The sequence below is a fragment of the Pseudomonas duriflava genome (genome assembly GCF_007830155.1).
Lineage (GTDB): Bacteria > Pseudomonadota > Gammaproteobacteria > Pseudomonadales > Pseudomonadaceae > Chryseomonas > Chryseomonas duriflava.
The window spans coordinates 213,469-237,724 of sequence record NZ_VLKY01000004.1; the positions used below are offsets into that span (position 1 = coordinate 213,469).

Consider the following 24,256-nt stretch of genomic DNA (forward strand, 5'->3'; position numbering starts at 1 on the left):
CAGATCAGGCCAGGCGCTCCTGCCATACTTCGGCGGCGCTGTGGTGCAGAATTCCATGGCGTCGGGCGAGAACGGTCCGGTCCTTGTCATAACCGCCACCGATTACGGCGGCAACAGGAATATCCCGCCCCAAACAATGGCGAAGGACGGTTTTATCCCGCTCGGCAATGCCGATATCGCTGAGTTCAAGGTAACCCAGTGCATCGTTGGCATGCACATCCACGCCTGCGTCATACAGCACTATATCTGGTTGATACAGCGGCAGCAGGTAATTCAGAGCATCGTCCACAACCTGTCGATAGGCCATATCGCCCATGCCCTTGGGCAGAGGAATATCCCAATCGCTCCGTGCCTTAAGGGCCGGGTAATTGGTCTCGCAATGAAGTGAGACGGTTATGGCGTCTGGAACGTTTTCCAGGATCCGGGCGGTGCCATCGCCCTGATGCACGTCGCAATCGAAGATTAAGACCCGACCGGCCTGTCCGCTCTCCAAGAGATACAGTGCCATGATGGCCAAGTCATTAAAGATGCAGAATCCGGCAGGAAAGTCGTAATGAGCATGATGCGTGCCGCCTGCCAAGTGACAGGCTAGGCCGTGTTCGCGTGCCAACTCTAGGGTTAGCAGCGAACCGCCTACAGCGCGTACAGTCCGTCGAGCCAGGGCTTCGCTCCATGGCAAGCCGAGCTGACGCTGTTCAGCCATGCCCAACTCGCCCGCCATATAGCGCTCTACATAAACAGGATCATGCGCCAGGGCAAGCAACTCAGGCGAGGGCAATTCAGGTGCATACCCGTTCAAGGAAGTAAACAGGCCCTGTTCGACTAGGTGATTGTGCAAGAGCCTGAACTTTTCCATGGGAAAGCGATGACCCGCTGGAAAGGGTGGGCTGTAATCGTCGTGGTATACGAGGGGAAGGGCAGTCATGGGCGGAGGAGGATTCACAAGAGCAAACGAACGATTATCCAGATGATCCCCACGCAAAAGCCACTGGCAAGAAGAAACAGGAACCCGTCTCGGGCAATCAGCGACAGGGCGAAGGCCGTCAGGGCGGCGCCAGCCGTGGTGTTGGCAAACGGGACGAGATCAAGCACGGGCATACTGAGGGCGATCAGAATGCAGAGAAGAGCCGTGAGGTATCGGAAGAGTCCTTTGGTCAGGAAGGTGAGTCGCGGCTGGAGAAAGCGATCTACAACCCGGGCGACCGGATGTAGCAGGCGTAATGATTTACGCAGCTTGTTACGAGGTACCTGGCGTTTGAGTACCCAGCGGGGCAGCCAGAAGTGTCGGCGACCGAGGAGAAGCTGGCCGCTGACAAGTACAACATAGACCGAGACCAGCGTAGCAATTCCGGGAATACCGGTCAGAGGCGACAGGGCGATAAGCCCGGCTAACAAAATCAAAGGGCCGAAAGAACGACTACCAATGGCATCGATCAGATGTCTAACAGATACTTTTTCCGGGCTGCGACCCACTTCTTCCAGGCAGGTCAGGAATGTTTCAAGATTGATCGGACTGTCATCTTCGGGCGCACAGGCATAGTCGTCATCTTCAAGAGCTACATTATCGTTTTCGCTCATCCAGCTTCATCCAGTATTCGTCGAACCCGGCGCGCCAGTTCCAGCCGGCCATAAGGTTTGCTTAATACCTCGAATTCCGAGGTGTCAGTCTCGTTGCGCTCGAAAGTGGTGTCTGCATATCCTGTGGTCAGCAGTACTTTTACATGAGGCCAGCGGCGACGTGCCTCCTGGGCCAGCATCACACCATTCATGCCGCCCGGCATGATCAGATCGCTAAACAGCATGTGAATCTGCGGCTGCGCTTCAAGAGCGGCCAGTGCTTCACGACCGTTGTAGGCGACTCGCACCGAGTAACCGAACTCTTCCAGAATAGCCTGGGCTAGCGCGGCGACCTCTTCGCGGTCATCCACAACCAGTATCGTTTCATGACCTGGCTCGTCGGAAGGTGCAGAAGCCGCTGTAGTGTTCTGGCCCGCGTCATCCTGGGCCGCTGCTGGAAAGTAAAGGCGTACCGTAGTGCCCATGCCGACTTCCGAATAAAGTCGGACCGCTCCGCCGGATTGCTTCATGAAACCGTAGACCATGGATAGCCCGAGACCAGTGCCTTTTCCTTCTTCCTTGGTGGTGAAAAAGGGGTCAAGCACACGGCCCAGGATTTCTGGCGGGATGCCCTCTCCTGTATCGGTAATGGAGACGCATACATAGCGTCCTGGTGCCAGGCTTCCGTAGGACATGTCCTGGGGCGTGATCTCAACATTGCGTGTTTCGAGAGTAACGTGTCCCTGCTGGCGAGATTCCATGGCATCTCTAGCATTGGCCAGGATATTGATCATGGCCATCTCGGCCTGGGTAGGATCAATCTTGCAATTCCACAGCTCGGAGGAGAGGCGTGTTGTTAGCGGATAGGCCTCACCCAAGGTATGGGCCAGCAGCTCGACGCGCCCGGCGATAAGTTCATTGAGGTTGAGCGTGCGGCCGGTCAGGCGCTGCTTGCGTGCAAAGGCGAGCAATTGTTGGGTAAGGGTTGCGGCCCGGTTCACGGCATCCCGAGTGCTGTCTACATGCCGCTTGGCTTTTTCCCGGTCCATATCCGTGCGGTCCAGATTGATCCGCAGAATGTCCAGATAGCCGACCATGACTTGAAGTAGGTTATTGAAGTCATGGGCGATACCACCGGTTAGCTGGCCAAGGGCTTCCATTTTTTGCGCTTGGCTCAAGGCTTCTTCAGCATCATGGCGGCGACTGACATCCAGTTGTGAAGAGAAAAAATAAACAAGTTCTCCAGCCCTGTTAAAAACCGGCGAGATGTACAGGGCATTCCAGAAGGTCGAGCCGTCCTTACGGTAGTTAAGGATTTCCACCGAGCATTCCTTGCGCGCATCGATACTGTCTCGGACGACTTTAACCATGTCGAGATCTGTATCAGGCCCTTGAAGAAAACGGCAGTTGCGCCCAAGCACTTCGCTCTCTTCGTAACCGGTCGCCCTTAAAAAGGCTTCGTTTGCAAAAATAATTGGATTATCAGGCTGGCGAGGATCGGTCACGAGCATAGGAATGCGCGTCATTTTCACCGCAGCGAAAAAGAGATCGCTGTGTTGGCTATGGACTTCATCGGGCATACCTTCCGTGACGTGATAGCGGCCGTCGCCAACCGGTTTTTTTGGGTTATCTGAAGTCATAGCGCCTAAAAAGCCTAAGAAACGCAATATTGATATTTAGGACCATCCGATACGGCTATCGACTCAGGGCAGAGCCAATTATTTGCTCGGGTAGGTGGTCGGGTAAGCAAGTACTTGGAGTCCGGGTACGACTCGGTCAACTGGTCATAGTGCCGGTTCCTTTTAATGACGCCAAGTTAAGTACATCTCAGTACACCTAATTTAGTGTGCAGGGAATGCTACCGCTAGTTGACAGTCCCAAGAGTAAGTGATTGTTGAGGACGTTCTTATGAATCCGGCCTATCCACATGTTTTACGCACCGAGCGGCTGTTGTTAAGACCTTGGCGCAAGGATGACTATGCTCCCTTCGCAGCGCAAAGTGCTGATCCTAAAGTCATGGAATTCTTTCCTAAATGCCTGGACGAAGAGGAAAGCGAGCGCTTGATCGAGCGAATCCAAGAGCACTTCCATGAGCATGGCTATGGCTGGTGGGCGGTTGAAGTCAAGAATGGCCCCGCATTCATTGGGTATGTGGGGCTTGAGCACTCAAATTTTGAGGCCCCCTTCACGCCTGCTGTCGAGATTGGTTGGCGTCTGGGCTCGGAGTATTGGGATGAAGGATATGCTCACGAGGCAGCAGAGGCCGTACTCGCGTTTGGCTTTGAACAGATCGGGTTGGAAGAAATCGTCGCCTTTACCGTTCCGGCCAACGAACGCTCGCGTGGCTTGATGGAACGCCTAGGCATGCGCTATGACCCAGCAGATGACTTCGAGCATCCCCGACTGCCTGATGGCCATCCGCTACGTCATCATGTGTTATATCGTCTGAGCCGCCATCAATGGATTCGCAAACAGGAAACGGGTGATTCTATCCAGGTTTGCTGACTGCTATTCAGAGGATTACATGAGCCCAGAAGATATCGTTCGCGCCTATCATGAGGTGAGCATGCATCGGCGTGAGGGCTATGCACCCGGCCCTGGTCTACTCGACTGGGCCAACCAGCCGGCACCGTTCCGGCGTTATCGGGGATGCGAAACGATCCCACTGCTGCGCCGAGCGCTTGAAGACTCTCCTGTCTACGAAGCTGTTTTCGCCGGCCCGGTGGGTGAACCAGCACCGCTGGACCCGGCCAGTATTTCCCGATTTTTCTATGACAGCCTGGCCATTTCCGCCTGGAAAGAGGCTGGCGAAAATCGGTGGGCCCTGCGTATCAATCCGTCTTCAGGCAACCTGCACCCAACGGAGGCGTATGTTCTATTGCCGCCCGGTGCGCTGGGTGAGCGCGCCTTGATGGCACACTATACTGCCGATATCCATGGACTTGAGATTCGGGCCGAACTGCCTGAAATCCTGGATCAGAGCATTATTGAAGCCTTGCCACCGGGCGGCTTTCTGTTGGGGCTGTCCAGTATTTATTGGCGGGAGGCCTGGAAATACGGTGAGCGCGCCTGGCGTTATTGTCAGCATGATGTAGGACATGCCTTGGCAGCCGTCTCGCTTTCGGCGGCCGCGTTGGGCTGGGAAACACGTGTATTGCAAGGCGTGGGTGACGCTACGCTGGACGCGGCCTTTGGACTCGACCGCGAGTCCTTTAGTGAGCGAGAGCGTATGGAGTTCCTGATATGGGTTGGTCCGCCTTTGTCGGCCGAACCTTCCTTGCCGGACAGTCTGTTTGATGTAATGCGTGCATTGCAGTTTCGTGGCACGCCGAATCGGCTGTCGCGGGAGTATGTCTGTTGGCCGGAGCTTGAACGTGTGGCAGAGGCATGCCGCGCTCCAGGACGTGTGCCAAATAGCGTGCCTGTCGAGCGGGGCGTATTGACCCAAGAAAATCCTGATCTGTTGCTGCGACCGTTATTACATCAGCGCCGCAGCGCACAGTCCATGGACGGGCGAACGGGTATTTCTGCGGAACTGTTGTTCGATTGGCTAAGAAGGACCTTGCCAGCACGTTCCCCCGTCCCGTTCGCAACCCTGGGTAAGCCCGCTCAAGTCGACCTGTTATTGTTCGTACACCGTGTCGTAGGGCTCACGCCTGGCCTTTACTGGTTGGCCCGCAGTGAGGGTGAACTAACAATAACGGCACGCTCCGATCTGCGTTGGGAGGCCATAACGGCCGCAGAAGATCTCAAGCTGTTCCGTCTGTTGGAAGGCGATACCACAGAGCTTTCCGCAAGATTGGCCTGCGGGCAGGATATCGCCTCGGACGGCTGCCTTAGTCTGGCCATGATGGGGCGTTTCGATGAGGCACTGGCTCAAGGGGCCTGGTGCTATCCACGCCTGTTCTGGGAAGCAGGACAGATTGGTCAGGTCCTTTATCTGGAGGCCGAGGCAGCTGGCTTGTCGGGTACAGGGATCGGCTGCTATTTCGACCCGCTTGTGCATGATCTGCTCGGGTTCACAGACACGGCTTGGCAAAGCCTTTATCACTTTACGATGGGCCGAGCCACGGTAGACATACGTTTGACCTCACTACCAGCCTATCCGGCGCCGCCCAACGATTTTATGCCGCAGTAGCGCAAACCGCCTTTTATTATTAGGTAATGGGTAAGGCGTGCCGATTGACTAGAGCCCTTTGTAAAGGGAAAGCAGTACCCGCTAGGCGGGTTGAGCAGGCGGGGTTGGGGTGCACTACTCGGTAGCGGTCTGGCTAAAAACACAACAACAGGATTGCAGTTTTATTGAGTATGATTTCGTCATTATTAAAACGATAACGTAACGGAAACCATAATGAGCACAGTTCTGGATCATCTGGTCACTTTGTTGAGCCTGGAGTCCATCGAAGAAAACCTGTACCGGGGCCGCAGTCAGGATTTGGGTTTTCCTCAGTTGTTTGGCGGGCATGTGCTTGGGCAGGCACTGTCGGCAGCGAGCCAAACGGTAGATACCTCACGACAAGTGCATTCGTTACATGGCTATTTCTTGCGCCCAGGCGATGTCATGCTACCAGTCGTATATGAAGTCGATCGCGTACGTGATGGTGGCAGTTTCACTACGCGTCGGGTGACTGCTATACAGAAAGGTAAGCCTATTTTCTTTTGCAGCGCTTCCTTTCAAGCCCTGGAGCCAGGGTTTGAACATCAAGGCGACATGCCGGACGTGCCAGAGCCCGATACGCTGGCTTCTGAGTTGGACTATATCCAACAGTTCGCCCAGCTTATTCCCGAGCCGCTGCGCGACAAGCTGCTGGCACCCAAGCCGATCGAGATTCGTCCGGTCAAGATGACACACCCGTTCAACCCAGAGGCGACGGCGCCGGTTCAGCATGTCTGGTTCCGAGCCAGCGGCGAGTTACCCGATAATCCGGCACTGCATCGCTATCTTTTGGCCTATGCCTCTGATTTTAACCTACTGCCTACGTCGCTGCTGCCTCATGGCATCAGCTTCTGGAACAGGGAGCTGCAAATTGCCAGCCTCGACCATGCCATCTGGTTCCACCAGCCGTTTCGAGTCGATGACTGGCTGCTCTATTCAATGGATAGCCCCTGGGCAGGCGGTGCGCGTGGATTGTGCCGGGGCAGTATCTATAACCGGGCTGGCCAGCTAGTGGCCTCTGTTGCTCAGGAAGGTCTTATTCGCAAGCGCAGCTAAGCGGTATTCGTGTCTGATCAGGGCTGCCTTCCAGGCGGCCTTTTTTATAAGCCTCTTAGGGTACGAATGCCATGGCCTGCCTCCTGATGACTGGAGCGGATAAAGAGCACGGCGGCTAACGTCAGCTTCTATGCTGATTTCGCCAGACGCGTTTTTAGTCTGGATTGCTGTCAGGGTAATAGTCGACGCGAGGATATCGAGGGTATCGCAAGGACTATCGCCCCTTCATAAGCCGAAATCAGGGATTCCGCCATGTTCAGCTTGAAACCTTTCGCAGCCGTTTTTCTCGTCGCCGCCACTCCATATGCCTCTGCCGAATCCAACAGCGCAGAACTCACCCAAACCGGTAATAGCAACACTGCCGAGCTGCTCCAGGAGGGCAGCGGAAACCAGAGCGTCCAAGAGCAGCTTGGCCTCAACAGTATTCAGTCCGTCGAGCAACGCGGCATGCTTAATACCGTTGCCGTATATCAGGGTGAGGATACTGACGGGGCAAGCGTCCAGATTGACCATTCAGGTGATAATCATCTGGCTACTGTCAACCAGGATATCAATGGACAGGCCTGGGTCACCCTGACACAAACAGGTAGCCTCAATGAGGTGAACGTTAGTCAGACCGACTCGTATACAGGGCAGGTCACCAGTGTGCAGGACGGCACTGGGAACCTTCATGTTCTACAGCAATATTATATGGTCCAGGGCGGTCTCATTGATGCGACATCCGTAGGCAATGCCAATACGGTTCATGTCAGTCAGGATACGGTAGGTACGTTCACTCACGCCTATCTGCGCCAGACGGGTGATAACAACCTGCTCGACGTCAGTCAGTCATGGATCTACCAGTGGACAGTGGCCGAACAATCAGGCAACGGCAATAGCGCCATAGTGAGACAAAAAGGATTGAGTGCAAAAGATGTAATGGGACGAAACTCAAGCGTTCAGGTCAGCCAGCAAGGTGATGATAACCGAGTAGACGCCGACCAGAGCGGCCTTGCCAATAACATAGGCTCCGAGCAGAACGGCAATCGCAACAGCCTGGAGATTATTCAGTCAGGCGGTATCGGCTACATGTTTACCGGCGGGCTTAACGACATCACGACTACCGTTAATGGGGATGACAACATGATGAGTATTACCCAGACAGGCGGGACCAATGAAAACAACGATATCGTGGCGACCCAAACAGGTAATGATAACGAGATGACCCTAAGCCAGCTGGGTACGATGGACAGTGTGATTGACGTAGCTCAGGTTGGCGACAGCCATCAGATGATGATTACACAGAACCAGACGGTAGGGGATGTGATTCAATTGACCCAGGAGGGGGCGGCTCAGGTTATTACGCTAGAACACTCAGGAGCAGGCAATGAAGTCACTATTGCCCAGAGTGGAATGGCTAATATGGCGTCGGTCATCCAGCAATAATTCCAGATCCTTTCATAGACGCCAGAGGTATCTGTTGCCAATGGCGTCCTTTGTCTTAGCTATTAAACACCTTGGGTTAGTCATAAAATCTTTATGGATCGAGAGGTTGCCCTTTTTTCCTTTGCTGACTACTGTATAAAAAAACAGTATTCGGCAAAGGAGGGTATAATGAAGGCTATGGCGGATCAGGCATTCTGGACAGAGGCCGACAAGGCTGGTGTACAGGCGGAAGAAGATCGTTGTCGAGCGCTTGAACTCGAGCGGCGTTACCATCTCTCAGTGATCAAGGATTTGCGTCATTATGTACTCGCTCTCGAAAAGGAAAACGAGCGCTTGCGTAAGGCGGTTAAAAACACATGACCGTGTTTAGGTGATGGAAAAGCCTTATTCTTTGTTCTGTAGCGGCTGCGGTTATAGCCATTTATCGGTCTGGCGGGGTAAAGTTCGAACCGGCCTCATCATGGGTATGTCATTGGTTACAGCGTAATGACTCCCTGGTGGAGCATTAACATGGGCACGTTAGAGGGCACGGGTTGACCAGTCCGGCCCTTCGCAAGGCTTATATAGGAACACTGTATAATCATGCCTAAGCCTAAGCGGCTGCCTATCTTGGCATTGACCATGTTTTTCATCGTGGCGGTGGCCCTGGCCTTAATCGCCCTTGATGTATTACAGGCATGGAACGCACGTCAGGTACATTGGCAAGCTGCTCATAGCGAGACAAACAATTTCGCTCGATCATTGGCTCAGCATGCGAGCGATACCTTCAAGGAGGCCGATACTTCCTTGATCGGTATTGTCGAACGACTCGAGTTCGAGGGGGCGACGCCAGCTAGTCTTCAAAGAATTCAGAAACTTCAAGAGCGCTATACGAATCACTTGCCTCAGTTGCACGAGTTACTGGTCACGGATGAAAAAGGCCGTGCCCTAGTAGCTACTCTGCCAGGCACGTTTAACGCTACCTATGACGACCGGGAATATTTCCGCTACCACCAGACTGATACTAGTCCAAAGCCCCATATAGGGCCTGCTATTCGCAGCCGCTCGACAGGGACGTGGGTCATTACTATTTCCCGCCGTTACAACCATCCTGATGGTCGCTTCGCCGGCGTAGTATTGGCCAGTCTCAAGATGGACTACTTTCAACAGTTTTACGATGGGTTCGATATTGATCGGGCAGGTGCCATCAGCCTGACTTTGTCGGATGGCCAGATTTTGGTACGTCGGCCTTATGATGAGGCGGCTATTGGGTTGTACCTTGGGAATACACAGATTTTCAAGGATCTCCTTCCGCAACATCCGAAAGGTCATTTCATCCGCGTCTCTCCTGTCGACAAGATCGAGCGGATGTACAGTTACAGCCGCGTCGACAATTACCCACTGGTCATTTTCGCGGCCAAGTCCAAGCAGGCTATTTTTGAAGATTGGTTGATTAATACCTATCGCTATTCGGCGATTACTGCCGTTGTCGTGATATTGCTCTGTTTGCTAGGCGGTTTGCTCTACCGGGAAATTCAGCAGGGAGTAAAAACCGAAGCCAAGCTCCTCAACACTCAGAAAGCACTAGAGGTCGCCAATCGGGAGCTCGAGCAAGTTGCCTTGTATGACGGCCTGACCGGACTGGCCAACCGGCGGCAATTCGATATTCAACTGGAGACTGAGTTCAAGCGAGCCCTTCGACACGGCACCTCTCTATCACTCATCCTGATCGATATCGATCATTTCAAGGGGTACAACGATAGTTACGGTCATCTGGCCGGTGATGAATGCTTGCGGGTAATCAGTCAGGTGATTGACCGATGCCTACAGCGTCCGGGTGATTTGGCTGCCCGCTACGGCGGGGAAGAGCTGGTCGTTCTGCTGCCGGAAACGGAAGACGTTGATGCCTATGCAATAGCAGAAATGCTACGCAGGCGTGTCGCCGATCTTAATCTTATCCATCGGGCCACTCCGTGTGGCAAGGTGAGTATAAGCGCTGGCGTGCATGGCTTCGTGCCTGTCGCAAAGGAGAGAACGCCGCAGGATTTGATTCGCTACGCTGATCAGGCCTTGTACCGGGCCAAGGCTTCGGGTCGTAATCGCGTATGCCTGTTTCGCGAGATGGTCACCGAAGAAATACGACCCGATTAAAGTAGGGGTTGGCAGGGTTTGCTAGCTATGGGTACGGCGGGCCGTCTGGCATGTGTCCAGGAGCGTTCAGGAATTTTGTTGTCGTCCGCTGCTTCAGCGCAACAATAACAGCGGCACGGCCGTTTGTTGAATCATGCGGGTTGTTGTGCTCCCCACCAGAAAACGCCGGATGGCTGAATGCCCATAAGCCCCCATGACCAGTAGATCGATAGCATGACTCTCAACGTAGCTTGGAATGACATCAACTGCTTCGCCGCTGCGCACGACAATGGTCGCATCGACACCAGCGATATCAAGTGTTTGCCGAGCCCAGTCCAGTTGGCTATGCATCACATCTGATTCCAGGCCAACAAACAAAAGCTGACAGCTAAGCTTTTGAAAGAGAGGGCTTCTGGCAATTGTTTCGATGCCCTTGCGAGCCGTTTCACTACCATCAAAGGCAATCAGGACCTGCTTGGGCTCTTTGAACGCACCAGTAACGACGAGCATAGGCCGATGCAATGTTCGCGCGATGCTTTCCAATTGACTGCCCACGCCGCTTTCGCTGCTGTGTTCGCCGCGCTTGCCAACAACCAGCATATGCATGTCCGTTTCCACTTCCTGCAGGGTGTCTACCAGACTACCGTGCCGGTGCATGATCTGCACATCGGTAACGTTCTGCTCAAGGACGCGTTGTCGGGCTGCGGAAAGCAGGTGTTCGCCCTGTTCTCGCGCAAGTCGTGCGCGTTTCTCGTCCAGCGCCGTCAGTTCGTCTAGCAGATGCTCTCGACTGCCTAAACCGATTGCTCCACTTAGATCGCCCGGCGCTGGGTATTGAATACGGTCCAGAACATGCAACAGGGTCAAAGGCGCTTCGACCCGGCGACTGGCCCAGGCAGCATAGTCACAAACTGCAGTAGCTGAAGGCGAGCCGTCGATACAGGCGATGATAGAGGGCATGGCAAATCTCCTCAGGGACAGGGGCACTATTGTGGGAAAGCAGCGCCGCGTTGAAGGCACCAAGCCGCTCCGTTAGGTAACGCAGAGTAGGGTGCCTTAATCAAGTCTGTTCAGCCTTTGGCCAGGTGGCCAAAATGCTCAATGGCCAGGCAATATCCGTTAGAGCCAAGGCCGCAAATAACGCCTACGGCTACCGGGGAAACATACGAATGGTGCCGGAAGGCCTCGCGCTTGTGCACATTGGAAAGATGAACTTCGATTACCGGGACTTCCGCTGCGGAAATAGCGTCCCGGATGGCTACCGAGGTGTGGGTCCAGGCGCCTGGGTTGAGCACAATGCCCGAAACGCGACCGCGAGCCTGGTGGATCCACTCGATCATCTCACCCTCGTGGTTGGTCTGGCGGAATTCGAGGGCCATGCCTTGAGCGGCTGCCGTACGCTCGCACAGCGCCTGTACGTCGGCCAGGGTTTCGTGCCCATAGACACTAGGCTCGCGTGTTCCCAGCATGTTCAGGTTAGGGCCATTGAGCACGAGTAGGGTAAGTGACATGACGGTGTTTATCCTTGAAAATCAAAAGCTGGTGTAAAGATAAGCCTAGGGTAGGTGGCTTGAGGCCAGGTCGCCAGGTAAAGCTAGAGGATAAATGATCTGCCGGCTGGATGAAAAAATGCGTTCTGCCTTTACAGACCGGCTCATGTCAGCGTCCCGTCACGTCTGGCTGGTCAAGGTCTTGACCCGGTAGGCCAGCATCTCCATGGCAAAGGGTTTAGTCATCACATGCATTCCAGGCTCAAGATTGCCGTTGCCCACAGCTGCGTTTTCGGCATAGCCGGTGATGAACAGGACTTTAAGGTCTGGTCGGGTTTGCCGTGCCGCATCAGCCATCTGACGGCCATTCATGCCACCCGGCATGCCTACGTCAGAAATCACCAGGTCGATGGGCCTGCCGGATTGAAGAATCTGTAAGCCCGAAGGGCCATCCTCGGCTTCGATCATCTGATAGCCCAACTCTGCCAACGTCTCGACAATCAAGGCGCGGACCATGGGTTCGTCATCCACCACCAGGATAGTCTCCCCAGTGCCCGAGCGGGGCGCGCTGAGTAGCTGGGGCTGCAAGTGCTCACCCTGCCGCTCGTTTTCGCAGCGAGGCAGATAGAGCCATATGGTTGTGCCCTGGCCAGCTTCCGATTCGATACGTGCTTGTCCACCAGACTGCTTGGCGAATCCATAGATCATGGAGAGGCCAAGGCCGGTTCCCATGCCGATCGGCTTTGTCGTGAAGAACGGATCGAACGCACGTGCCACGATGTCAGGCGTCATGCCGACGCCATTGTCGGTCACGCTGATTGCTACGTACTCGCCAACAGCCATGTCATAGTGTTTGGCTAAGCTTTGGTCGATCCGCATGTTGCTGGTACGAATGGTTAGCTGGCCACCGTTCGGCATGGCATCGCGGGCATTGATGAACAGATTCAGCAGTGCATTTTCCAGTTGGTTTGGATCGCAGAGCGTAGGCCAGAGATCCCTGGCTAGTACCGTCTCGACACAGATATGGGGGCCTGCGGTGCGCTCGATCAGCTCATGCATGCCCTCAATTAGGCCATTTGCCTGGGTGGGACTGGGGTCCAGCGTCTGACGCCGGGAAAACGCGAGCAGCCGGTGGGTCAGGGATGCTGCCCGGTGAGAGGCTGTCTGGGCGGCCTGAACATAGCGCTTGATGGCGTCCAGGCGACCTTGCGCCAAGCGCATTTGAATCATTTCCAAACTGCCGGTAATGCTGGTGAGCAGGTTGTTGAAGTCATGGGCGATGCCGCCAGTAAGCTGGCCCACCGCTTCCATCTTCTGGCTATGTCTGAGCAGCTCCTCGGCATTGCGCAAGGCCTCGGCCTGCTCTTTTTCAGCCGTTACGTCGCGTACGGTGGCATACAGCACGTTGTCACGCACTACAGCGTTCCAGGACAGCCAACCATACTGTCCATCCTGACGAGCGCAGCGATTTTCGAAGCGGAAGACGTTTTCACCTTCCTTGAGTGAGGCCAGTACATGGCTAGTGTTTTCAATATCATCTGGATGAATCCGTTCCCAGATCGATAGGCTTCGGAGCTCTTCTTCTGACCAACCCAGTACTTTGCTCCAGGCCTGATTGAATTCGATCAGGTGGCCGGAGCGATTCGCCGTGCAGACCATGTCAGGTGAGACTTGCCAGATCTGATCCCGCTCACGTGTTCGTGTCTCGACCCGGCGCTCGAGCGTATCGGCGAAGCCCTGCAGATGGATAAGGCTGTGGCGCAGCACCGCACACACAGCCACGATGCTGAAACTGACTACGATAAACAGAGCGTTGCCCGTCCAGTTTTCCGCTGTCAGCTCAAAACTGAAAGAGGGAGGCAAAAGCAGATACGCCGCGCTCAAAGCGGCCAGAACGGTTGCGTACAGGCCCGGTCCCAGCCCCAGGACAAAGCTAATCAGCATCAGAAACGGAATATAGAGCAGATACGGCAAGCCGAGGACCGGTATCTTGAAGCGAATTAAGGTACTGACAATAACAATCAGCGTGGCGGCTAGGTAGCGAACCGGCATCGACCAGTGCTGATGAAGAGCAAACCGCTGCAGGCGGTCGAAAAGGGTACGGCTTTCGTAAGGCACGGTTCCAGACCTTTCGGGCGTATCCACAAGATGACTCGTTTCATCAATGATCTAGGGACGCTATAGAAAAGGGATGCGACTGCTTCGAATATGAAACGCTTCCTTTCAGTAGGCGGTGACTCCGTGTCGCTGGCGCTGCGAACTATCTTCAACCATGTACGTATACAAGGCTAGCACTGGCCGAGGAAAAAGAAATGGTGCACAGGATTAGTAAAAGAGGACCTGTTTCAAGGGGCAATGGCTATCAATGATGTTTCCTGAACCTTGACGAGTAGTCGCCAAGGTTCAGGACTCCGGTCAGGGTTGGGACGTGCTTTCCTTTTGGGGATACAGATCCAGCAGCTTTAGCGTAACGCCGTTGGTCCAGCCGAAGCCGTCCTGCAATGCATACTCACCGCCACCACCGCCTTGGCTGGTGCCTTCGACATCGTACTTTTCAACAAGCTTGTGCTCTTTTTGAAAAAGCGCCTGGACCTGGTGCAGAAAGTTCTCGCCAATAGTGCGTGCTAACGAATCGTGTCCATAGCGGCGCAGGCCGTCCACGGCTATCCATTGAAGCGGCGCCCAGCCGTTGGGTTTGTCCCATTGCTGGCCATTCTGGACTTGAGTGGTGGCTAACCCGCCGGACTTCACTAGATGGGTTTCTACCGTAGCGGCGGTTTGCCGGGCCCGCTCCGGCGAGGCGACGCCGGCGAACAGGGGATAGAGCGTGGCGGCCGTGATCTGATCGCTGAGCTGGTTCTTTTGCCAATCATAGTCTGCGTAATAACCGGCGCTGTTCCAGAGATGGCGCTCGATAGCCTGCTGGCGCTGATTGGCGCGAGCCTGATAGCTCTGCGTGCAGCGTGGCATGGCGCTTTTCTGGCAAGCCAGAGCGATGGTGGCCTCCAAATGATACATAAGGCTGTTCAAGTCGATCGGAACGATGGCTGTTGTGCGAATCGTAGCCAGGTTCTTGCGGTCGCCCAACCAGCGCGAGGTGTAATCCCACCCACTTTCTGCGCCGGCGCGCAGGTCACGGTAGACCTCACTGGCCGGGCGGTCAGGCACCTTGGAGGCTGTTTCCCGGTCTTGCATGTACGATTCCTGACGCGGGGTGTCGCTGGCATCCCAGTAACGGTTGAACAGGCTGCCATCGGCCAGCCGTACGACATGTTTTGCCGCCTCGCCGGGCTTGAGTGTTTGCGCACCTTCCATCCAGTAGGCGTATTCCTTTTGCATCTGCGGAAGGTAACGGCGATAGATCTCGTTGTCGCCTTTGGCTTGTGCCTCGAGTTCAACCATAAAGGAAAAGAAGGGGGGCTGCGAGCGGCTCAGGTAGTAGGTGCGATTGCCATTGGGAATATGCCCATAGGTATCGATGAGGTAGGCAAAATCATCCAGCATGTGACGAGTCCGCTCTTCTTCGCCGCTTTCCATGAGGCCAAGCATTGTGAAATAGGAGTCCCAGTAGTACAGCTCCCTGAATCGACCGCCCGGTACGACGTAAGGGTAAGGCAGCGGTAGCATGCTGCTATAGGCAGGAACCTGTTCATAGTGACGGGTCAGGGCGGGCCAAAGGTTATTGATATGCTCGCGCAAGTCGGTGCCTGTTGTAGGTTTCCGGGTCTCGGCTGGAGCGGACGGCTGAAAGTTCTCGTCGACGAATCGTTTCAGATCAAAGCCGGAGCGATCACGCTGGGCCAGATAATCGGCTCGTATACGGGCTGGATCGCGAAGGGGCAGAGCGTCGACGAAGTGTTTCTGATCATCGAAAACCCATTGCTGCTGAACTGCCTGAAACAGCTCCGGATAGGCTTGATCAGGCGGTATGGCCTGTCGTGAGGAAGCGGTTTGATAGCTCCAGGTGGCCTGGGGTGGAGTGCTCGTACAAGCCGTGAGTGCCAATAGTGAGCACGACAGAAAGACCGAACAGGTCTGGCGCAAGGGGAGAGCGATAGTCATAAGCCTCCAGGAAGTAAAGTCGTGGAGTCAGCCGTGCATGGCAGGCGCTTGGCCATCTAAGGCCCGTTCGCCTAAGGCCAGACAAGGTCAACGTTTTGATCGACCTGAAAGAAAGGGCTTAAGTTCGCGATTCGGTTTTTTAGAGGGAGCCCATAGTTAAAGACTAACAATCATATTGCGTTGATCGCTTTATATTATTTGGCGTATGGCTGCAGTGATACTGTGTGGCAATATGATATCAAGCATGCTTATTTCCTTCTTTCTGTCGTATCTCTTCCATGCACTTTTCAACGATCAGCTATCGCTATTTGAAAGCAGGCGTGATTTACCAAGTCGAGATTGATGCCCCGGCCTCAGGGCATACGCAAGATATCTACGAAACGGTATTCAAGCATCTCGTCAACTTCGAAAGCGAATCCATTATGGTCGCCATGCTGGTAGAGGAGGGCGGAATCAGCTATCTGATCAACAAGCGGTTCGACCCGGATATCAAGACCACCCAAGTGATCTCTACTATCGAGACACTAGAAATCTGTATTGATTATCAAACCTGGGTTGAAGTGGTACTGATCCCTCTTACTTGACACTGGTCCATCAGGCGTGTGAAGGATGAAGTGCGCTTTTGTAAGTGGTTTATGAAGGCATGATAAATCGCCTACGGCCCCAACGTCTGATGAGAGGAAATCGTTATGACTCGATTGCCTACCGTATTTGTCTCCCATGGCTCGCCCATGGAGGCCCTGGATGCAGGATCGGCAGGTAGGGCCTGGCGCGCCCTGGCCGATACGCTACCTAGACCGCGTGCGATTGTAATAGTCTCGGCTCATTTCTCGGCACCGTATCCGGTAGTCGGGACGGCTGCACAATACGACACCATTCATGACTTTTATGGTTTTCCGCCAGAGTTATATCAGCTGCGCTATGACGCTCCTGGCGACCCTGCATTGGCCATGCACATAGTCGAAACCTTGCAGGCGCAGAATTGGCCGGTGCGTGTCCACCCGAGCCGCGGTTTGGATCATGGTGCCTGGGTGCCGTTGCGCTACATGTATCCGGAGGTGGATATTCCTGTGGTGAACGTATCCATCGACGAGCATCAGGACCCGAGCTATCACTACCGGTTAGGCCAGGCGTTGACGGCTGCGCTGGATGATGACGTCCTGCTGATCGGATCCGGCAGTCTGACCCACAATCTAAGCGATTTCCGGCGACAGACAGGCGCGGCGCCAGCCTATGTCACTGCGTTTCAACGCTGGATTCAGGAAAGGCTGCGAGCAGGCGATATTGCTGCATTACTGGATTATCGCCAGCAGGCGCCTGATAGCGTTCGTGCCCATCCCAGCGACGAGCATTTGTTACCGCTTTTCGTTGCGCTCGGAGCGGCCGAAGGCGCAGGCGATAATGTGAAGGTGCATTTTAGCGAGATCGCTTATCAGGTTCTGGCTATGGACCTCTACAGTTTTTCGCGACAAGCCGCCTGATCAGTGCAAAACGTTGCGCAGCAGATCAGCGAAGCGCGCCGCAGCCTGCTCTTCAAGTGCATGCCGGCCGTCCTGGATGACCCAGCGGCCGGCAACCATCACATCCTTGATCTGCCGATCATGACCGGCAAACAACCAGCGGTTGAGCAGAGCATCCCCTTCGGCTGTAGCGATATAGGGGTCGGTGCCTTCGAGTACCAGCCAGTCGGCGCGTTTACCTACAGCCAGCGCGCCGATAGGTTGACCAAGAGCCTGCGTACCGCCAGCCAGGGCGGCTTCATATAGGGTACGACCTATACTGGACTGGTCTGTCCGATAAAGGCGATTACGTCGTTCATCTCGCAAACGCTGACCGTATTCGAGCCAACGCAGCTCTTCCACCACGCTGACAGACACGTGGCTATCCGAGCCGATACCCAGGCGGCCATGCTGAGACAAATAGCTGACCGCTGGAAAAATACCGTCGCCCAGATTGGCTTCCGTAGTGGGGCATAGCCCTGCAACGGCACCGCTTTCTGCCATGCGTGCTACTTCATCCGTTTCGGCGTGGGTTGCATGAATCAGACACCAGCGGGTATCGACCGGGACGTGTTCATACAGCCATTGCAGCGGTCGGCGACCGGACCAGGCCAGGCAGTCGTCGACTTCCTTCTGCTGCTCGGCGATATGGATGTGGATCGGTGTATCGATCCCGGCCTGTGCCAGAACCGTATGGATCTGCTGCTCAGTCACTGCACGCAGGGAGTGGAAGCATAGGCCGACGCGTTGGCTTGGGCGTTGAGTGAGTTCGCTCTGTAGCTGCTCGACCAGACGCAGGTAGCTGTCGCTACTGTTGATGAAACGCCGTTGGCCGTCCGCCGGTGGCTGGCCACCAAAACCTGAATGCGAATACAGGACAGGCAGAAGCGTCTGGCCTATGCCGACGTCATGAGCGGCCTGGCTCAGGCGTAGCGCCAGTTCGGCCTTGTCTGCATAAGGGCGGCCGTTCCGGTCGTGATGCAAGTAATGAAATTCTGCAACGCTTGTGTAACCGCCCTTGAGCATCTCGATATAGAGCTGCTGGGCAATGGTTTCGATATGCTCCGGCTCAAGTCGACCAACCAGGGTGTACATCAGGTCACGCCACGTCCAGAAGCTGTCGCTGGGGTTACTTGCCAGTTCTGCCAGACCCGCCATGGCGCGCTGGAAGGCATGGGAATGCAGGTTAGGCATGCCGGGCAAGACAGGCCCTCTGAGCCGCTCCGCATGGTCTGCCGGAGCATCAGGCGTGAGCTGTCTGATAATGCCGTCTTCCGAAACGTCGATTCGTACGTTCTGCGCCCACCCTTGGGCCAGTAGGGCACGTTCGGCAAAATATCCAGGCATGCGCATATCCTGATAAGAATCCAAGTTGTATATACATATACAGACGTATGCACGCGACGTAAACTTGAAACCTTATGACTCCAGGAATTTGTTGATGTCTATCAAGCCAGCCTATCTGCCAGAGGGACTGGAGGCCGCGCCCGCGCCGCTCTATACCCGTGTGAAGCACACTATCGTTCAGCAGATCCAGAACGGTAACTGGCCGCCTCATCACAAGATTCCGTCAGAAAGCGAGCTGGTGGCCGAGCTAGGCGTGAGCCGCATGACGGTGCACCGTGCATTGCGCGAGCTAACGGCGGACGGTGTACTGGTGCGTATGCAGGGCGTTGGGACTTTTGTGGCGGAACCTAAAGGGCAGGCGGCCCTGTTCGAAGTGCATAGCATTGCTGAGGAGATTGCCTCCCGAGGTCATCGCCATCGTACCGAGGTAAAGGTATTGCGATCGGAAGCGGCGAGCCCTGAGCAGGCGGCGTTGCTGAACGTGCGTGAAGGCCAGTCGGTATTTCATTCCATTCTGGTGCATTACGAAAACGATGTGCCGGTGCAGATCGAGGATCGCTACGTGAATGCAACCCTTGCACCGGATTATCTGGCACAGGATTTCACTCAGCTCACTCCTCATGACTACCTGAGCCAGGCTGCACCGTTAAGCGAAGGAGAGCATGTGGTGGAGGCAATTCTAGCTACTGCACAGGAGTGTGAATGGTTGGACATCGAACGCAACGAGCCGTGTCTCCTGATGCGGCGACGCACCTGGTCGGGTCGGCAGACGGTAACCAGCGCGCGATTGATCTATCCCGGCTCACGTTATCGCCTAGAAGGGCGCTTCGGTTCATGAGCGCTCAGGTGTTGCGCTGCAAACAGTATCCTCGCATGCGATGGAAGAACGGAGCGGGAACAACGCTGGAGATCGCCTGCGATGGTGGCAAAGGACTCGAAGGCTTTGGCTGGCGATTTTCCATCGCGGATGTTGGCGCTTCGGGCGGCTTTTCCGCTTTTACTGGCTATCAGCGCATCATCACGGTTCTGGAAGGGGCGGGTATGGTCCTGGCGGTAGACGGAAAACATTCACGCCCGCTCCGGCCGCTCGATCCGTTCGCTTTTTCCGGTGGTGCTACTGTGGACTGCACATTGCTAGACGGCCCGATTCGTGACTTCAACCTGATTTACGATCCGGCCCGTTTTCTGGCGCGTCTCCAGTGGTTGTCAGTACGGGATACGGTAGGTTTTTATACCTCGGCAGCAGTGGTTCTGGTCTTAAGCCTGGGCGAGGCGGTAACCGTTCAGGCGGATGCTGAGTCCGCCGTACTCAATACCCAGGACTGCGTGCTGATCAAGAGTACAGGAGGGTTAAAGGCGTTGAGTCTGGCATCCAGCGATGCCGCTCCGTGTTGCTTGGTCGAGCTGACGCCGGTGTAAATCAGCGTGCATGATTACCGCCGTTGACCGGAAAGCGGCTCCCCAGTCGGTAGCGGGAGGACGGATGAAGAAAGCGCACGTAGGTCACGGCTTGCCGTGCGACCCAGGTGCGGCGCATCAGGACCAGACAGGGTTCAGTGGCATCAATGTCCAGCGCCTTGCACTCGTCGGGCGTAGGGAGCGTCGCATCGACAATATGCTCCATCTCGTCGACAGGCACGTGTTGCAGCAAGTACTGGGACGGCTGCAAGTGCTCGTCGAAACGTTGCTGGAGAAAGTCTGGCGCCATGGCGGGATTGATGTAGCGGTCTTCCAGTTGAACCGGCGTTCCTTCCTCACAATGCACGCACACGATATGAAAGACGGAGCTGCCTGTAGGCAGTTGCAGTGCGGCAGCTATGGGCATCGAGGCAGCTTCTCGGGAGGCCTCCAGGATTTCGCAGCTGTAGCGGTGACCGCGGGCGGCTATCTCGTCAGCGATATTTGCGATCATCAGCAGGTTCGATTGCGGTTTGCGGTCCGCTACAAACGTCCCAACGCCGGAAAGCCGGATAAGCTGGCCTTCAGCGGTCAGCTCACGCAGCGCCCGGTTAACTGTCATGCGTGACATGCCCAATTCCGTAACCAAGCGATTTTCCGAGGGAATGAGATCCCCCGGTTTCCATTCGCCCGAGAGCAACTTGCTTTCAACAAAGGACTTCGCTTTGCGGTACAGGGCTTGCGGCGCGTTCTTGTCGCTCATGGGAGATGAATTCCGGGCATCTGCTTTAACTGAGGTCGTTCAGTACATGGGACAACGCCTGCAGGAATAGGTCGTTGTCTTCCGGGCTGCCAATGGAGACTCGCACATACCGGGTATAGCCAACCTCCCGCCACGGCTTGACGATAACACCCTGGCAAAGCAGGCCTTCGCTGATGACATCTGCCTCGTATGGCGTCGAGAAGAACAGGAAGTTGGCCAGCGAAGGGGCTGGGTTTAAGCCCATATTACGGAGCGCCTGATCCACGCGTGTACGCTCGCGGGTAATCAGGGCCAGACCGGCTTTAAGGTGAGCCTCGTCTTCTAGTGCTGCCACGGCGGCAATCTGGGCGGCTCGGTTGACATTGAAGGGTGTACGCAGGCGGTCGATCAGGTTGGCCAGGAGCGGGTCGCTGACAATACCGTAACCGACCCGCAAACCGGCCAGGGCATAGGCCTTGGATAGGGTGCGCAGCAGCACATACGGTTTACCGCTGGCCTCGAGCAGGGTTAGGCAATCCGGGTAGCCCTCAGCGTGTCTGGCATATTCATGATACGCCTCGTCGAAGACCAGCAGGGTGTGCCTTGGCAGGGCGTCCAAGATGCGTTGCAGCTCTTTGGCACTAAGAGTGCAGCCCACCGGGTTTGAAGGGCTCGAGAACATCAGCAGGCGGGTGTGGGGCGTCAGCGCAGCGAGCAGGGCGTCGACGTCAAAGGTGTTGTCAGGCTTCATTGGCACGCCCCGGACCTCGGCACCGGCGGCCTTGGGGTAGAGGATATGCAGGCCGAAGGAGGGGAGTACGGTAACGACTTCGTCGCCATGATCGAGAAAAACGCGGCTGATGATGCCAAGCAGGTCTTCCGACCCGTTGCCAAAGACCAGGTGCTTGCCGTCGAGGCCAAGACGGGTCGCTAATGCTGCACGCAGTTCGGTGCATTCAGCATCCGGATAAAGCGCGTACGTTGTGGCAGTATCAGCCAGAGCCTGAACAACAGCTGGAGATGGGCCGAGTGGGTTCTCGTTACTGCCAAGCTTGGCGATGCGCGAGACGCCATAACGGCGTTGAACGGCTTCGATGGAAAGCCCGGCGTTGTAGCTCGCCAGGCTGCGAACTTCTACTCGGGCCAGCGTGCCCAGATCGAAGGGGCCGGTCATGCGGTAGCCTCTTCTTTCATGTCCTGCCAAAAGGCGTTGCGGTCCAGGTAGTTCTGTAGGAATTGCTGAAGCCGTGGGTGTTGGGTCATGTGGAACAGCTTCTGAGGTGAACCGCGGGCAACGATCTGGCCCTGGTCGAGGAATACCACCGTGTCGGCTACCTGGGCAGCGAACCCCATTTCATGGGTCACGACTACCATGGTCATGCCGTCGGCCGCGAGTTGCTTCATGACGTGCAGCACTTCACCGACCAGCTCTGGATCAAGGGCTGAAGTGGGCTCGTCAAACAGCATGATATGAGGCTCCATAGCCAGTGCCCGGGCGATAGCGACGCGCTGTTGCTGACCACCGGAGAGCTGGGCCGGGTAGGCATCGGCCTTGTGCGCCAGTCCGACTTTTTCCAGCATGGCGAGGCCACGCTGCCGGGCCTCGCCGGAGGCAATCCTGCGTACTCGGATCAGGGCCTCGGTTACGTTGCCCAGCACACTCATGTGTGGCCACAGATTGAACTGCTGGAACACCATGCCGATAGTGCTACGTACCTTGTTTAGGTGAGCACGGCTCGTGCGCTTACGAGGCAAGCCGGGTTCCCAGCCAAGCAGCTGGCCTTCGATAAAGACCTCGCCGTCGTCATATTCTTCGAGAAACGCCATGCTACGCAGCAGGGTGCTCTTGCCGGAGCCGGACGGGCCGATCAAGCAGACAACCTCAGAGCTTTGTACTTCCAGATCGATATTGTGCAGCACCTGATTGCTGCCGAAGCGTTTACCAACGCCCCGTAATGCAAGTGCAGGGCGGTGGGTTTTGGTTACGGTCATAAGCGTTTCCTCGTGTCAGGTGCTTTGGCGTTGTAGAAAACGACCAACCCGGCGTTCCAGGAACAGGCCCAGCCGTGAGCTAAGCTCGATCAGGACGAGATAGGCCACGCAGAGCACTAGCAGTGTTTCGACGAAGGCAAAGGTCTCCGAGCCGATGCCGGTCATGACCATGGTCAGCTCCGGTATCGTGATGATGGACAGTACTGCGGTTTCCTTGCAGAGGATGGTGACGAGGTTAACCAGGGCAGGAAGAATAAGTACTAGCATCTGCGGTAACTGAATCCGCCATATGCATTGCAGGCGGGTGATACCAAGGCAGTCTGCTGCTTCGAGCTGGCCCTTGGGAATCGATTCGAATCCGGTGCGGAAGATCTCGGCAAAGTACACGCTGCCATAGATGCCTAAACCAAGGATGCCTGCTGTTGTCGCCTCCAGTTCAAGACCAAAGGACGGCCCGCCGTAATAGAGCAGAAACAACTGAACCAGGAAAGGCGTGGCGCGGATCAGTTCGATATAGAGACGGAGTAGCGCACGTAGCCAGGCGCCGCCAAATACCTGCAGCACAGCGATGAGCAAGCCAATGGCTGCACCCATGGCCACACCGGCGAACCAGGTTTCCAGGGTAACCAGAAGGCCGTTACTGATATCACCCAAACGCTCTGTAATGAGGGTGGGGTCGAAGATCATGCCAGCCTCCTTTTCAAACGGCGCTCCAGCAGGCCACCGGCGCAGGCCAGCGGAATGTTGATCAGGCAGTAAAACAGCGCGAGGACCAGGTATGTCTGCAGGAATAGATAATTGCTGGCAGCAATGTTCTGAGCGGTGCGGGTCAGCTCTGCCAGGCCTACGACAGAAATCAACGACGAGGCTTTGATTAGCAGGATCATTTCATTGATAAGTGCAGGCAAGGTCAGGCGGACAGCCTGGGGTACTTGTATGCGCACCAACACATCAAGTGGCGATAGGCCCAGCATGTGAGCCGCTTCGAGCTGCCCTTCGGGAATGGCTAGAAAGCCTCCTCGCAGAATTTCGGCAATATAGGCGCCAGCAGCCAGGGACAGACCGGTAATAGCCGCCGCCAGTGGCGAGACGTTAGGCAGACCGATACGCGGCAAAAAGTAATAGATAAACAGCAACTGCACGAGCAGCGGAATGCCGCGAAAAACGAAAATATAAGCACCGCCCAACCGGCGCCACAGGGGATGCAGTGACAGGCGTAGGCTGCAGACAAGTACGCCTATGACAAAACCGATCCCCAATCCGGCCAGGGACGACTCCAGCGTGACGAGCAGGCTCTTCGCCAGAAGCGGCAGGCTTTCGACTAGGGTAGGCCAATCGAACATTGGAAGTCCTTGAGCGGAAAAGCACGGTCAACGAAGGGGACGAAGCCAGGGCCCGGAGGCGGGGCTGACTTCGTCCACGG

Annotated in this window: 23 protein-coding genes; 10 read left to right on the forward strand and 13 right to left on the reverse strand. The window is 55.6% G+C overall.

From position 1 onward, the window contains the following. Nucleotides 1–4: 4 nt before the first annotated feature. From IQ22_RS07375 to IQ22_RS07385, 3 genes are read right to left on the reverse strand one after another with little or no spacing between them, the layout of a single operon-like run. Nucleotides 5–925, reverse strand: coding sequence for a histone deacetylase family protein (locus tag IQ22_RS07375; RefSeq protein ID WP_145140313.1), 921 nt, complete (start codon nucleotides 923–925; stop codon nucleotides 5–7). Between the two features lie 14 nt (nucleotides 926–939). Continuing rightward, complete coding sequence (locus IQ22_RS07380; protein WP_145140316.1) at nucleotides 940–1,578, reverse strand: exopolysaccharide biosynthesis protein; 639 nt, start codon at nucleotides 1,576–1,578, stop codon at nucleotides 940–942. Further along, complete coding sequence (locus tag IQ22_RS07385; protein WP_145140319.1) at nucleotides 1,575–3,197, reverse strand: histidine kinase famiy protein; 1,623 nt, start codon at nucleotides 3,195–3,197, stop codon at nucleotides 1,575–1,577. Before IQ22_RS07385 ends, IQ22_RS07380 begins: the two co-directional genes overlap by 4 nt. Nucleotides 3,198–3,465: 268 nt before the next feature. On the opposite strand from IQ22_RS07385, the gene IQ22_RS07390 reads away from it, so the two are divergent. The 6 genes from IQ22_RS07390 (at nucleotide 3,466) to IQ22_RS07415 (ending at nucleotide 10,324) form a co-directional block, all read left to right on the forward strand. Beyond that, a complete protein-coding gene (locus tag IQ22_RS07390) occupies nucleotides 3,466–4,062 on the forward strand; it encodes a GNAT family N-acetyltransferase (RefSeq protein ID WP_145140323.1) in 597 nt (198 codons plus the stop codon). A gap of 19 nt (nucleotides 4,063–4,081) precedes the next feature. Continuing rightward, nucleotides 4,082–5,695: a SagB/ThcOx family dehydrogenase gene (locus IQ22_RS07395; protein WP_145140326.1), complete on the forward strand. Its 1,614-nt coding sequence runs from the start codon at nucleotides 4,082–4,084 to the stop codon at nucleotides 5,693–5,695. A 213-nt stretch (nucleotides 5,696–5,908) separates the two neighbouring features. After that, entirely contained in the window at nucleotides 5,909–6,769 is an 861-nt protein-coding gene (gene tesB / locus IQ22_RS07400) for an acyl-CoA thioesterase II (protein ID WP_145140329.1), read from the forward strand. Between the two features lie 252 nt (nucleotides 6,770–7,021). Next, nucleotides 7,022–8,194 carry a hypothetical protein gene (locus IQ22_RS07405; protein WP_145140332.1) on the forward strand — a complete coding sequence of 391 codons (1,173 nt, stop codon included), beginning with the start codon at nucleotides 7,022–7,024 and terminating at the stop codon, nucleotides 8,192–8,194. 168 nt (nucleotides 8,195–8,362) lie between these two features. Next, nucleotides 8,363–8,554 carry a hypothetical protein gene (locus tag IQ22_RS07410; protein WP_145140335.1) on the forward strand — a complete coding sequence of 64 codons (192 nt, stop codon included), beginning with the start codon at nucleotides 8,363–8,365 and terminating at the stop codon, nucleotides 8,552–8,554. A gap of 222 nt (nucleotides 8,555–8,776) precedes the next feature. Next, nucleotides 8,777–10,324, forward strand: a complete 1,548-nt coding sequence (locus IQ22_RS07415; RefSeq protein ID WP_145140338.1) for a sensor domain-containing diguanylate cyclase — start codon at nucleotides 8,777–8,779, stop codon at nucleotides 10,322–10,324. Between the two features lie 93 nt (nucleotides 10,325–10,417). Here the strand turns inward: IQ22_RS07415 and IQ22_RS07420 are convergent, their stop codons facing one another. The 4 genes from IQ22_RS07420 to treA all read right to left on the reverse strand — a co-directional run bounded on the left by IQ22_RS07420 (nucleotide 10,418) and on the right by treA (nucleotide 15,855). Next, nucleotides 10,418–11,263 carry a universal stress protein gene (locus IQ22_RS07420; RefSeq protein WP_145140341.1) on the reverse strand — a complete coding sequence of 282 codons (846 nt, stop codon included), beginning with the start codon at nucleotides 11,261–11,263 and terminating at the stop codon, nucleotides 10,418–10,420. Between the two features lie 110 nt (nucleotides 11,264–11,373). Then, on the reverse strand, nucleotides 11,374–11,814 hold the full coding sequence (gene aroQ, locus IQ22_RS07425) for a type II 3-dehydroquinate dehydratase (protein ID WP_145140344.1): 441 nt from the start codon (nucleotides 11,812–11,814) through the stop codon (nucleotides 11,374–11,376). Between the two features lie 159 nt (nucleotides 11,815–11,973). After that, nucleotides 11,974–13,938: an ATP-binding protein gene (locus tag IQ22_RS07430; protein ID WP_244309004.1), complete on the reverse strand. Its 1,965-nt coding sequence runs from the start codon at nucleotides 13,936–13,938 to the stop codon at nucleotides 11,974–11,976. Nucleotides 13,939–14,208: 270 nt separating this feature from the next. Continuing rightward, a complete protein-coding gene (gene treA / locus IQ22_RS07435; RefSeq protein ID WP_145140347.1) occupies nucleotides 14,209–15,855 on the reverse strand; it encodes an alpha,alpha-trehalase TreA in 1,647 nt (548 codons plus the stop codon). A gap of 278 nt (nucleotides 15,856–16,133) precedes the next feature. Between treA and IQ22_RS07440 the strand changes: the two genes are divergently transcribed. Continuing rightward, on the forward strand, nucleotides 16,134–16,439 hold the full coding sequence (locus IQ22_RS07440) for a hypothetical protein (protein WP_145140350.1): 306 nt from the start codon (nucleotides 16,134–16,136) through the stop codon (nucleotides 16,437–16,439). A 105-nt stretch (nucleotides 16,440–16,544) separates the two neighbouring features. After that, nucleotides 16,545–17,336 (forward strand): dioxygenase family protein, encoded by a 792-nt coding sequence (locus IQ22_RS07445; protein WP_145140353.1) that lies wholly within the window; start codon nucleotides 16,545–16,547, stop codon nucleotides 17,334–17,336. Here the strand turns inward: IQ22_RS07445 and IQ22_RS07450 are convergent, their stop codons facing one another. Further along, nucleotides 17,337–18,701: a formimidoylglutamate deiminase gene (locus IQ22_RS07450; RefSeq protein WP_145140356.1), complete on the reverse strand. Its 1,365-nt coding sequence runs from the start codon at nucleotides 18,699–18,701 to the stop codon at nucleotides 17,337–17,339. It lies immediately after the preceding gene. Between the two features lie 94 nt (nucleotides 18,702–18,795). Between IQ22_RS07450 and hutC (IQ22_RS07455) the strand changes: the two genes are divergently transcribed. Continuing rightward, nucleotides 18,796–19,539 carry a histidine utilization transcriptional repressor HutC gene (gene hutC, locus IQ22_RS07455; RefSeq protein ID WP_145140359.1) on the forward strand — a complete coding sequence of 248 codons (744 nt, stop codon included), beginning with the start codon at nucleotides 18,796–18,798 and terminating at the stop codon, nucleotides 19,537–19,539. Further along, nucleotides 19,536–20,120, forward strand: a complete 585-nt coding sequence (locus IQ22_RS07460; protein WP_145140362.1) for a HutD/Ves family protein — start codon at nucleotides 19,536–19,538, stop codon at nucleotides 20,118–20,120. Before hutC (IQ22_RS07455) ends, IQ22_RS07460 begins: the two co-directional genes overlap by 4 nt. A 1-nt stretch (nucleotide 20,121) precedes the next feature. Here IQ22_RS07460 and hutC (IQ22_RS07465) read toward each other — a convergent pair whose 3' ends face one another. The 5 genes from hutC (IQ22_RS07465) to IQ22_RS07485 are packed head-to-tail and all read right to left on the reverse strand — an operon-like array spanning nucleotide 20,122 to nucleotide 24,176. Next, nucleotides 20,122–20,862 carry a histidine utilization transcriptional repressor HutC gene (gene hutC, locus IQ22_RS07465; RefSeq protein ID WP_145140365.1) on the reverse strand — a complete coding sequence of 247 codons (741 nt, stop codon included), beginning with the start codon at nucleotides 20,860–20,862 and terminating at the stop codon, nucleotides 20,122–20,124. Nucleotides 20,863–20,887: 25 nt separating this feature from the next. Next, nucleotides 20,888–22,015 (reverse strand): histidinol-phosphate transaminase, encoded by a 1,128-nt coding sequence (gene hisC, locus IQ22_RS07470; RefSeq protein ID WP_145140368.1) that lies wholly within the window; start codon nucleotides 22,013–22,015, stop codon nucleotides 20,888–20,890. After that, nucleotides 22,012–22,833 (reverse strand): amino acid ABC transporter ATP-binding protein, encoded by an 822-nt coding sequence (locus IQ22_RS07475; RefSeq protein WP_145140372.1) that lies wholly within the window; start codon nucleotides 22,831–22,833, stop codon nucleotides 22,012–22,014. Before IQ22_RS07475 ends, hisC begins: the two co-directional genes overlap by 4 nt. A 15-nt stretch (nucleotides 22,834–22,848) precedes the next feature. Continuing rightward, on the reverse strand, nucleotides 22,849–23,520 hold the full coding sequence (locus IQ22_RS07480; protein ID WP_145140375.1) for an amino acid ABC transporter permease: 672 nt from the start codon (nucleotides 23,518–23,520) through the stop codon (nucleotides 22,849–22,851). Continuing rightward, complete coding sequence (locus IQ22_RS07485; protein ID WP_145140377.1) at nucleotides 23,517–24,176, reverse strand: amino acid ABC transporter permease; 660 nt, start codon at nucleotides 24,174–24,176, stop codon at nucleotides 23,517–23,519. Before IQ22_RS07485 ends, IQ22_RS07480 begins: the two co-directional genes overlap by 4 nt. Nucleotides 24,177–24,256: the final 80 nt, after the last annotated feature.

What these genes read in the sequence shown, in the direction of transcription:
- IQ22_RS07375 (WP_145140313.1), bottom strand. Translation starts at nt 925, where the DNA reads ATGACTGCCCTTCCCCTCGTATACCACGACGATTACAGCCCACCCTTT.
- IQ22_RS07380 (WP_145140316.1), bottom strand. Translation starts at nt 1,578, where the DNA reads ATGAGCGAAAACGATAATGTAGCTCTTGAAGATGACGACTATGCCTGT.
- IQ22_RS07385 (WP_145140319.1), bottom strand. Translation starts at nt 3,197, where the DNA reads ATGACTTCAGATAACCCAAAAAAACCGGTTGGCGACGGCCGCTATCAC.
- IQ22_RS07390 (WP_145140323.1), top strand. Translation starts at nt 3,466, where the DNA reads ATGAATCCGGCCTATCCACATGTTTTACGCACCGAGCGGCTGTTGTTA.
- IQ22_RS07395 (WP_145140326.1), top strand. Translation starts at nt 4,082, where the DNA reads ATGAGCCCAGAAGATATCGTTCGCGCCTATCATGAGGTGAGCATGCAT.
- tesB (WP_145140329.1), top strand. Translation starts at nt 5,909, where the DNA reads ATGAGCACAGTTCTGGATCATCTGGTCACTTTGTTGAGCCTGGAGTCC.
- IQ22_RS07405 (WP_145140332.1), top strand. Translation starts at nt 7,022, where the DNA reads ATGTTCAGCTTGAAACCTTTCGCAGCCGTTTTTCTCGTCGCCGCCACT.
- IQ22_RS07410 (WP_145140335.1), top strand. Translation starts at nt 8,363, where the DNA reads ATGAAGGCTATGGCGGATCAGGCATTCTGGACAGAGGCCGACAAGGCT.
- IQ22_RS07415 (WP_145140338.1), top strand. Translation starts at nt 8,777, where the DNA reads ATGCCTAAGCCTAAGCGGCTGCCTATCTTGGCATTGACCATGTTTTTC.
- IQ22_RS07420 (WP_145140341.1), bottom strand. Translation starts at nt 11,263, where the DNA reads ATGCCCTCTATCATCGCCTGTATCGACGGCTCGCCTTCAGCTACTGCA.
- aroQ (WP_145140344.1), bottom strand. Translation starts at nt 11,814, where the DNA reads ATGTCACTTACCCTACTCGTGCTCAATGGCCCTAACCTGAACATGCTG.
- treA (WP_145140347.1), bottom strand. Translation starts at nt 15,855, where the DNA reads ATGACTATCGCTCTCCCCTTGCGCCAGACCTGTTCGGTCTTTCTGTCG.
- IQ22_RS07440 (WP_145140350.1), top strand. Translation starts at nt 16,134, where the DNA reads ATGCACTTTTCAACGATCAGCTATCGCTATTTGAAAGCAGGCGTGATT.
- IQ22_RS07445 (WP_145140353.1), top strand. Translation starts at nt 16,545, where the DNA reads ATGACTCGATTGCCTACCGTATTTGTCTCCCATGGCTCGCCCATGGAG.
- IQ22_RS07450 (WP_145140356.1), bottom strand. Translation starts at nt 18,701, where the DNA reads ATGCCTGGATATTTTGCCGAACGTGCCCTACTGGCCCAAGGGTGGGCG.
- hutC (WP_145140359.1), top strand. Translation starts at nt 18,796, where the DNA reads ATGTCTATCAAGCCAGCCTATCTGCCAGAGGGACTGGAGGCCGCGCCC.
- IQ22_RS07460 (WP_145140362.1), top strand. Translation starts at nt 19,536, where the DNA reads ATGAGCGCTCAGGTGTTGCGCTGCAAACAGTATCCTCGCATGCGATGG.
- hutC (WP_145140365.1), bottom strand. Translation starts at nt 20,862, where the DNA reads ATGAGCGACAAGAACGCGCCGCAAGCCCTGTACCGCAAAGCGAAGTCC.
- hisC (WP_145140368.1), bottom strand. Translation starts at nt 22,015, where the DNA reads ATGACCGGCCCCTTCGATCTGGGCACGCTGGCCCGAGTAGAAGTTCGC.
- IQ22_RS07475 (WP_145140372.1), bottom strand. Translation starts at nt 22,833, where the DNA reads ATGACCGTAACCAAAACCCACCGCCCTGCACTTGCATTACGGGGCGTT.
- IQ22_RS07480 (WP_145140375.1), bottom strand. Translation starts at nt 23,520, where the DNA reads ATGATCTTCGACCCCACCCTCATTACAGAGCGTTTGGGTGATATCAGT.
- IQ22_RS07485 (WP_145140377.1), bottom strand. Translation starts at nt 24,176, where the DNA reads ATGTTCGATTGGCCTACCCTAGTCGAAAGCCTGCCGCTTCTGGCGAAG.